The 8,820-nt window shown below is 70.2% G+C and carries 8 protein-coding genes; all 8 read right to left on the reverse strand.

Annotated elements, in window-relative coordinates; genetic code table 11:
* Position 1: 1 nt before the first annotated feature.
* From E8P82_RS13905 to E8P82_RS13940, 8 genes are read right to left on the reverse strand one after another with little or no spacing between them, the layout of a single operon-like run.
* Complete coding sequence (locus E8P82_RS13905) at positions 2 to 679, reverse strand: NUDIX domain-containing protein (RefSeq protein ID WP_136455650.1); 678 nt, start codon at positions 677 to 679, stop codon at positions 2 to 4.
* A 4-nt stretch (positions 680 to 683) separates the two neighbouring features.
* Positions 684 to 2,384, reverse strand: a complete 1,701-nt coding sequence (locus E8P82_RS13910; RefSeq protein ID WP_136455651.1) for a CTP synthase — start codon at positions 2,382 to 2,384, stop codon at positions 684 to 686.
* On the reverse strand, positions 2,381 to 4,108 hold the full coding sequence (gene recN / locus E8P82_RS13915; RefSeq protein WP_136455652.1) for a DNA repair protein RecN: 1,728 nt from the start codon (positions 4,106 to 4,108) through the stop codon (positions 2,381 to 2,383). The genes E8P82_RS13910 and recN overlap by 4 nt, the downstream gene beginning before the upstream one ends.
* Positions 4,105 to 5,031 (reverse strand): NAD kinase, encoded by a 927-nt coding sequence (locus tag E8P82_RS13920; protein WP_136455653.1) that lies wholly within the window; start codon positions 5,029 to 5,031, stop codon positions 4,105 to 4,107. The genes recN and E8P82_RS13920 overlap by 4 nt, the downstream gene beginning before the upstream one ends.
* Complete coding sequence (locus E8P82_RS13925) at positions 5,031 to 5,870, reverse strand: TlyA family RNA methyltransferase (RefSeq protein WP_136455654.1); 840 nt, start codon at positions 5,868 to 5,870, stop codon at positions 5,031 to 5,033. The genes E8P82_RS13920 and E8P82_RS13925 overlap by 1 nt, the downstream gene beginning before the upstream one ends.
* A complete protein-coding gene (locus E8P82_RS13930; protein WP_136455655.1) occupies positions 5,857 to 6,156 on the reverse strand; it encodes a hypothetical protein in 300 nt (99 codons plus the stop codon). Before E8P82_RS13930 ends, E8P82_RS13925 begins: the two co-directional genes overlap by 14 nt.
* Positions 6,153 to 7,145 carry an HAD-IIA family hydrolase gene (locus E8P82_RS13935; protein ID WP_136455656.1) on the reverse strand — a complete coding sequence of 331 codons (993 nt, stop codon included), beginning with the start codon at positions 7,143 to 7,145 and terminating at the stop codon, positions 6,153 to 6,155. Before E8P82_RS13935 ends, E8P82_RS13930 begins: the two co-directional genes overlap by 4 nt.
* Positions 7,138 to 8,037, reverse strand: a complete 900-nt coding sequence (locus E8P82_RS13940; RefSeq protein ID WP_246021409.1) for a hypothetical protein — start codon at positions 8,035 to 8,037, stop codon at positions 7,138 to 7,140. The genes E8P82_RS13935 and E8P82_RS13940 overlap by 8 nt, the downstream gene beginning before the upstream one ends.
* Positions 8,038 to 8,820 lie beyond the last annotated feature (783 nt).

The following is an 8,820-nucleotide window of genomic DNA, read 5'->3' on the forward strand; positions in this document are numbered from 1 at the left end:
ATCAGTCCTCGATGACGGCGCCGCGCGGCCACGAGCCGTGCTGGCTCGGGTGTTCCGGCCAGGGCGACATGGCAGGACGCAGATCGATGAAGTCGTTGTCGCGGGCAACCCTCGCGGCCAGGATCGCGGCGGCGGCGGAAGGGCTGTGGATCCGCCCCTCGAGAACGGCGCTCACCGCGGCGTCGAGCTCCACCCACGCCAGGGTGATCTCGGCCTCCTCGTGGGTGCGCTCATGCCGGTCCGCGGCGGGCACCTCGCCGATGCCACGCGCCAGATAGACGCGCAGCGCCTCGGAGGAGGAGCCGGGTGAGAGGAAGAGATCGATCAGCACGTGCCACTGCGAGGCGGTGATGTCCGCCTCCTCGGCGAGTTCGCGGGCAGCGGCGTCGACGAACTCCTCGCCCTCCTGATCGAGCAGACCTGCAGGGATCTCCCACAGGTCCATCCGGACCGGATGACGGTACTGGCGCAGCAGCAGCACCCTGTCCTGGTCGTCGAGCACGAGAATGGCCACGGCTCCCGGGTGCCTGATGAAGTCCCGGGTGATCGGATCGCCGTCGTCGTCCAGGCGGAACGTCTCACTGACGACGTCCCAGATGCGCCCCTCGTAGTCCGTGGTGCTGCTCACGAGTCTGCGCGGACTCTGCTCGTCGCTGATGTTCCGAGACTGCTCGCTCATGATCTCAGACCTTCTCGCCGCGGCGCTCGAGGGATGCCTTCACGAGTCCGGCGAACAGCGCGTGCGGACGCGTGGGACGTGAACTCAGTTCCGGGTGGGCCTGCGTGGAGACGTAGTACGGATGGACGTCCTTCGGCAGCTCCGCGAACTCGACCAGGGCGCCGTCCGTCGTCGTCCCGGAGAAGACCAGACCGGCGTCGGCGATCTGCTCGCGATACTCGTTGTTGACCTCGTAGCGGTGGCGGTGGCGCTCGAAGACCGTGGTCTTCCCGTAGGTCGCGGCTACCAGCGAGCCCTCCTGGAGGGTCGCCTCCCAGCGGCCCAGGCGCATCGTGCCGCCCATGTCGCCCTCACCGGCGACGATCTCGAGCTGCTCGGCCATGGTCGCGATCACCGGGTGCGTGGTGTCGGGATCGAACTCGGTCGAGGACGCGTCCTCGAGGCCGACGACGTTGCGCGCGTACTCGATGACCATGCACTGCAGGCCGAGGCACAGACCGAGGGTCGGGATCCTGCTCTCGCGTGCGTAGGTCAGGGCTCCGAGCTTGCCCTCGATCCCGCGGATGCCGAAGCCGCCCGGGATGCAGACGGCGTCGACACCCGACAGGGCACGGTGGGCACCCTCGGGCGTCCGGCACTCGTCGGAGGGGACCCACTTGATCGTCACCTTGGTCTTGTTCGCGAACCCGCCGGCGCGCAGCGCCTCGGTGACGGACAGATAGGCGTCCGGCAGATCGATGTACTTGCCCACGAGGGCCACCTCGATGTGGTGCCGCGGATTGTGGACGACGTCGAGCAGCCTGTTCCACTTCGTCCAGTTCACGTCCTTGAACTTCAGGTCGAGCGCCTGGACGATGTACGCGTCGAGACCCTGCGCGTGGAGGGTCTTGGGGATGTCGTAGATGCTCGCGGCGTCGGCCGCATTGACCACGGCGTCGAGGTCGACGTCGCACATGCGGCCGATCTTCTCGCGCATGGCCGCCGGTACCTCGCGGTCCGAGCGGATGACGATGGCATCGGGCTGGATGCCGATGGAGCGCAGCATGGCCACGGAGTGCTGGGTGGGCTTGGTCTTGAGTTCCTGCGAGGGGCCGATGTAGGGCACGAGGGAGACGTGCAGGAAGAAGACGTTGTTCCTGCCGACGTCCTGGCGGACCTGGCGGGCCGATTCGAGGAAGGGCTGCGACTCGATGTCACCCACCGTGCCGCCGATCTCCGTGATGATCACGTCGGGGGCCTTCTTGCCGGGTGAGCCCTCGGCGGGCAGCCGCATGCGGCGCTTGATCTCGTCCGTGATGTGCGGGATGACCTGCACCGTGTCGCCGAGGTACTCACCCCGGCGCTCCCTGGCGATCACGGTCGAGTAGACCTGGCCCGTGGTCACATTGGCGGAGCCGTCCAGGTTCTCGTCGAGGAAACGCTCGTAGTGCCCGATGTCGAGATCGGTCTCCGCGCCGTCGTCCGTCACGAACACCTCACCGTGCTGGAACGGATTCATGGTGCCGGGGTCCACGTTGAGATAGGGATCGAGCTTCTGCATCGTCACGGAGAGACCGCGCGCCCTCAGGAGGTGGCCCAGGCTCGAGGCCGTCAGTCCCTTGCCCAGGGAGGAGGCCACACCACCGGTCACGAAGATATGCTTGGTCGTTGCGGATTTCAGGAACCGGGAATTAATTTGCTGCGCCACGGAATTCGAGCCTATCACCGCGCGGGTGGACGGGCCGCATCCGCCAGGAGCTCCTCGGCGTGGGCACGGGCCGACGCCGAGTCCTCCTGTCCCGCGAGCATGCGGGCGAGTTCGCGCACGCGCTCGTCGTCGGGCAGCACCTCGACGTCGCTCGCTGTGACACCGCCGCCCTCACCGTCCCGCGAGACGTTCTTGGTCACCCGGATATGGCGCGCGGCGAACGCCGCGACCTGGGGCAGATGGGTCACCACGATCACCTGCACGTGGTCCGCGAGCATGGCGAGCCGGCGCCCGATCTCCACGGCAGCCTTGCCGCCCACCCCGGCGTCGACCTCGTCGAAGACGAAGGTGGGTACGGGGTCGACGGCGGCCAGGACCACCTCGATGGCGAGCATCACACGCGAGAGCTCTCCGCCCGAGGCTCCCTTGCCGAGGGGGCGCGGCGCCGACCCGGGATGCGGCTGGAGCATGAAGGCTATCTCGTCCGCCCCGTGCACGGTCAGGGAGTCCGCGGGCGTGACATCGATCCGCAGCTGCGCGTCCGGCATGGCCAGCGCCGTCAGTTCCTCGCTGACCTTCTCCGCGAGATCCCCGGCGGCCTCCGCGCGCAGGGCGGACAGCTCACCCGCGAGATCGTGGACCCGGCGGTCGAGCCCGGCGATGACCTCGTCGAGTTCCTCCACCCGGTGCGAGTCCCCGCTGAGCTCGAGCAGGCGGCGGGCGGCGTCCTCCTGCCAACCGAGCACCTCGTCGATGGTGGGGGCGTACTTGCGCACGAGCACGGACAGTGCGGCCCGTCGTGCCTCGATCTCCTCGAGCCGGCCGGCCGCTTCGCCGTCGAGTGCGGTGCCGTAGCCGGCCAGATCGGCGGAGATGTCCGCGAGCAGATACCCGACCTCCGCGAGCCGCTCGGCGAGCCTGCCGAGATCCGCGTCGTGGTCCGCGACCCCCTCGAGCTGGCGCTTGGCCTCGTCAACGAGTGAGACGGCGTCGGCCCCGGCCCCGATCTCCTCGGAGACCAGAGCCTGGTGCGCCAGCAGCGCGGCCGTCCGGAGCTCCTCCACATTGCCCAGGCGCATGGACTCGGCCTTCAGGGCTGCGTCCTCGCCAGGCTGCGGCTCGAGAGCGCCGATCTCGGTCAGGGCAGCCTCGAGCCCCTCGGCCTCGCGGACCCGCTCCCGCGCCTCGCTCGTGAGCCGTTCCCGTTCGGCAAGGGCGTCACGCCACCGGCGGAACGCATCCGAGTAGGCCAGCAGGGCCTCCTCGACGGCGTCCCCGCCGAACCTGTCGAGTGCCTGGCGCTGGGCCGGGGCCCCCTTGAGTCGCAGCTGGTCGGACTGGCCGTGCACGACGACGAGCTCGTCGCCCAGCTCGGCGAGGACGCCGACGGGCGAGGTGCGGCCCCCCACGTAGGCGCGGCTGCGCCCCTCGCTCGTCACCGTGCGTGCGAGGATCAGCTCGGTGACGCCGTCGTCGTCGTCCAGAGCAGCACCGGCCTCAGCGGCTCTGAGCGCCGCCGGGCTCAGGGGATCGAGCCGCAGGACGGCCTCGGCGGACGCCGACTTGGCACCCAGCCGCACGGCGCCGGCGTCCGAGCGGGCACCGCGCAGCAGCCCGAGGGCGGTGATGACCATGGTCTTGCCCGCACCGGTCTCGCCCGTGACCACCGTCAGCCCCGGGCCGAGCCGGAGGGTGGCGTCGCTGATCACGCCCAGATCGCGGATGCGCATCTCCTCGATCATGGAGTGGTCCTCTCCTGCGGCTTCACGGGTCCGCGCCAGCCCTGGATGGGCAGCTCGAACTTGCGGACCAGACGCTCGGAGAACGGGGTCTGCCGCGTGCGTGCGAGGCGCACGGGGTGGTCGGAGCGGCGGACCTCGATGCGCGCACCGGGGGGCAGGTCGACACTGCGCCGCCCGTCGCACCACAGGACACCGGCGGCGTGGGTCCGGCTGAGGACCTCGACGGCGAGGACCGACGTCGGTGCGACCACGAGGGGCCGGGCGAAGAGTGCGTGAGCGCTGATGGGCACCATGAGCAGGGCCTCGACGCCCGGCCACACGACGGGCCCGCCCGCCGAGAAGGCGTACGCCGTCGAGCCGGTGGGTGTGGCCAGGACGATGCCGTCGCAGCCGAAGGAGCTCACCGGACGGCCGTCCACCTCCGTGACGACCTCGATCATCCGCTCACGGTTCGCCTTCTCGATGGCGGCCTCGTTCAGCGCCCAGTTGCGCGCCAGCACGGTGCCGCCGAGCAGCACCAGGACCTCGATGGTGGTGCGCTCCTCCACCGTGTAACTGCGATCGGCCACCCAGCGCACGGTCTCCTCCAGATCCGCCCGCTCACTTTCCGCGAGGAAACCCACGTGGCCCAGATTCACGCCGAGCAGGGGGATGTCGGCGTCGCGCACGAGTTCGGCGGCGCGGAGGATGGTCCCGTCACCCCCGAGGACCATGACGAGCTCGACGTCGTGGAGATCCACGCCGTCACCGAGGGACTCCGCGGAGGCGGCGCAGGTGCCGTACTCCTCGTGGATGCCGGCGAGCTCATCGGGCCGCATGACGGGCTGGAGTCCGAGCTCGATCAGGCGCGTACAGGCCTCCTGGGCCGCGACGATCGCACTCCTGCGACCGGTGTGCGCGAGTACGAGAATACGTCTACTCATCAAGCTCCATCTGGTCGGTCGGGTCGCGGCGGGAACAGTCCGCTGAACCCCGGGGCCTGCTCCACCCGGTGGCCGGACTCCCCTTCGATCCTAGGCATCAATCCGGTGCGGGGCACCTTCATCCACACGAAGTACTCGACATTGCCGTCCTGGCCGGGCAGCTCGCTCTGCGCCACACCACGGATGTGCAGGCCGCTGCCGACCGCACTGGTCAGTACCCCGGCGACGGCACGGCGCCGCGCATCCACGGACGTGACGACCCCGAGACGATTGAGGCCGCCCCGCCCCACCTCGAACTGCGGCTTGACCATGAGGAGCAGATCGCCGTCGGTCTCGGTGGCACGCGCCAGAGCCTGCATCACCAGCCGGAGGGAGATGAAGGACAGATCCGCGACGGTGAGCTGGGCTCTGCCGCCGATGCGGCCGGCGTCGAGCTCGCGGACGTTGAGCCCCTCGAAGACCCGCACGCGCGGATCCTCACGCAGCGGGCGGACCAGCTGCCCGTGCCCGACGTCGACGGCGACCACCTCCCGTGCTCCGCGGCGGAGCAGCACATCGGTGAAGCCGCCGGTCGAGGCGCCGGCGTCGAGGCACCGCTTCCCCTCGGGCGCCACGTCCGGGAAGACGCGCAACGCGCCGGCGAGCTTCGTCCCGGCGCGGCTCACGTACTCCTCGCCGCGCTCCTCGACCTCGAGCCGGTCCTCCGGTCGTACCGCCGTCGCCGGTCTGGTCACCATGATCCCGCCCTTCATGACCCGGCCTGCAGCGATCAGCTGCGCGGCGTGGGACCGGGAGCGGGCTAGACCGCGGACCACGAGCTCCTGGTCAAGGCGTGCCATGCGCTCCGGCCGGCTCCTGGCCCTGCTTCTGCCCAGTTTGGGGGCCCGCCTCGGAGTTCAGCTCGACGCTGAGCCGGTCGTGGACCTCGAGGTACAGCTCCGTGTGGGCGGCCACCTCGAGCTCGCCGAGGCCGTCGAGACGGGTCAGGATCTGCTCTATCCGCGCGTCGACCGCGTTCTGGTCGGCTGCCGTGTCATCGCTCGCCCCGGCCGCGGCCGTCACCTCCCGGGCTCGCCGGGGAGCGGTTTCGTCGGCCCCGGGCATCGGACGCTGATCGCCGGTCACCGGAAGCTGATCCGGGGAGCCGATTCCGGCGTCTCGTCGGGATGCGCCGACCACCAGGCGGCGCAGGCGGCACGCCAGCTGTCGACGGCGTCCTCGTCCCCGCGCACGCTCACTGCTGTCCCGTCCACGTGGGCCGTGGCCTCACCGCACGAGAAGGCATGCGACGCCGAACCGTCCACGGGCGTGACGGCCGGGTACTCCTCGAAGAGCCCGGCGATGGTGCCGAGGAGGAAGGTGGGCCGTTCGTCGACGGCGGCGGTGAGGGCGGAGCGGACGGAGTCCACGCCCGTGAGCACCAGGGCCGTGGCCATCTGCGCGCGGTTACCGCCGAGGATGTCGGTGTCCAGCCGGTCACCGACGACCAGCGCGCGCTCGAGGCCGAGCTGCCGGGCCGCGGTCGTGAAGAGGGCTGCCTCCGGTTTCCCGCCCACGCGCGGAGCCGCGCCCGTCGCGGCCCGGACCGCGGCCACGAGTGCGCCATTGCCCGGCGCGGTGCCGCGTTCCTGCGGGATGGACATGTCCGTGTTCGTCGCCACCCACGTCGCCCCGGCGGCAACCGCGTACGAGGCTTCGGCGAGATCCCTCCAGCCGAGATCCGGCGAGAAGCCCTGGATGACGGCGTCGGGGCTCTCCTCGGCCGACCCGACGACCACGAAGCCGTGGTTTCTCACGATGTCCGCGAGGGCCGGACTGCCGACGACCAGCACGCGCGAGCCCGCGGCAACGTGCTCAGCCAGCAGTTCGACGCCGACGCGCGCCGACCCGAACACCTGCTCCGCCGTCGCCGGAGCGCCGAGGGACCGGAGGTGGTCGGCTACCTGTTCGGCGGAGCGCGAGGCGTTGTTCGTGATGTAGGCGAGCTTCTTCCCTGCTCCCTCGAGCTTCCCCAGCGCCTCCGTCGCCCCGAGAATCGCCCCGGGCCCCGTGTAGACGACGCCGTCGAGGTCCGAGAGCACGCCGTCGAAGCCGTCGATCAGCCGGTCACCCATCGGATTCGCCCTGCGCCGGCTCCCGTGAGGTCTCCGGCTCGTGCGTCGCCGCGGGCTCGTCGCTCCTGACGGACCCCTCAGCCGTCGCGGGCTCCTGCGTCTTCCCACCCAGCACGTCTGCGATCGTCGGCACCGGGATCGACTCGGGGTCGTCGTCCTCGCCGAGATCAATGATGTCCGGTTCCAGCTCGTCGTCGAGCCCGAGCGCCTTCTCGGCAACACGCGCCTGACGCCGCCACGGTTCGGCCTCGTGCTGGCGCCCGACGGCGTCGAGCGCCGCAGCATAGGCGCGGAAGAGACGGGGGCTGAAGGGGAACGCCCGGTTCAGGTCGAGCTGCGGGATCTCCAGTGCCACCACTGCGGCGTCGAGCTGGCCGAGGTCGGTCCTGGCTCCGGAGACCACCATGGCGAGCTCGGCCTTGCCGGCGGCGTCGAGGCTCTGCGCGTCCTCGCCGCGGGCCAACTCCAGAGCCCTGTCGGGCCGCCCGAGTCCGCGCTCGGAATCCGCCATCACGGGCAGATGCACGTTCGACCCGCTGATGCGCCGGAAAGTGCGGAACTCCCTCAGCGCCTCACCGTAGTGACCTGCAGCGTAGGCGGTCAGCCCCACCGCCTCGCGCACGGCGGCCAGCCGACCACCTCGGCGACTGGCAGCAAGCGCATGCTGGAACGCGAGCTCGGGGTCGATGTCGAGGAGACGACCTGCCATGACCAGGTGCTTCGCAACCCAGAGGGCGCTGCGCTCCTCGAGATTACGCACCTGGGCCCTCGTGACGCGGTCCAGCTCGTCACCCTTGACGTCCTCGTCGATCTCCGGCGACCGTTCGCGGTCAGGACGATTGGCGCTGCGGAGATCCCTCGCGTTGTGGGCAGAGGGGCCGGATGGTGCCACCGCATCGCGACGGGCTCCCCCGCGACGATCGTCGTCCCGGCGTGGACCGCGCCGATCGTCCCCCGGACGCCCGCCGGCTGTGCTCCGTCTCTGCCGATCCTGACGATCCGATGGTTCCCGACGCGCCGATCTGTCCGACGGGCCCGATCGGTCCTGCCGCTCGTCCCGACGAGGCTCCCGCCGCTCCTGGCTCCCTTGCCGACCCGACGGCTCCCGACGTGGGGATTTGTCCGACCAGACCGATCGATCCTGCCGCTCGACCGGGCGACGCGCGGTGCGGTCCTGCGTCTCGGCCGGGCGACCGACCGGTCGACGCTCCTGGGGGTTCTCGCGTCCGACGGAATCCGACGAGCTCGCCAACCGTACCGCTGGCTCCGACTCGCTCTTCAGGGTCTTCCCGGACTTCGAGCCCCAGGAGTGTCGCCTCACTGGTCTTGTCGTATCTTCGGAGGAATTGCCTCCTACCGCTGTGTCCTGACCTGCAGCTTCCTGTGTCCGTGAGTCGCTGTTCTGCTCGCCGTTGTGGTCCTGCTCGATCATGGCAGCGCGGTCCTCTCCTCAGGAGCCGGCGTCGTCGTGCCGGCGTATCTCTATGCTTCTGTGGCTCTCTTCAATGGAACCACGACTGCGGAGCGACTACTTCATCGCCGCGGACGCTTGGTTTGGGGGGTGGGGTGGGGTGTTTTAAGTGGGGAAGGCCCCGCACCTGGTGGTGCGGGGCCTTCCCGTGATGGTGTGTCCGGCGGTGTCCTACTCTCCCACACTCTCTCGGGTGCAGTACCA

Source organism: Arthrobacter echini (genome assembly GCF_004803505.1).
In the GTDB taxonomy this organism is placed as follows: Bacteria; Actinomycetota; Actinomycetes; order Actinomycetales; family Micrococcaceae; genus Arthrobacter_D; species Arthrobacter_D echini.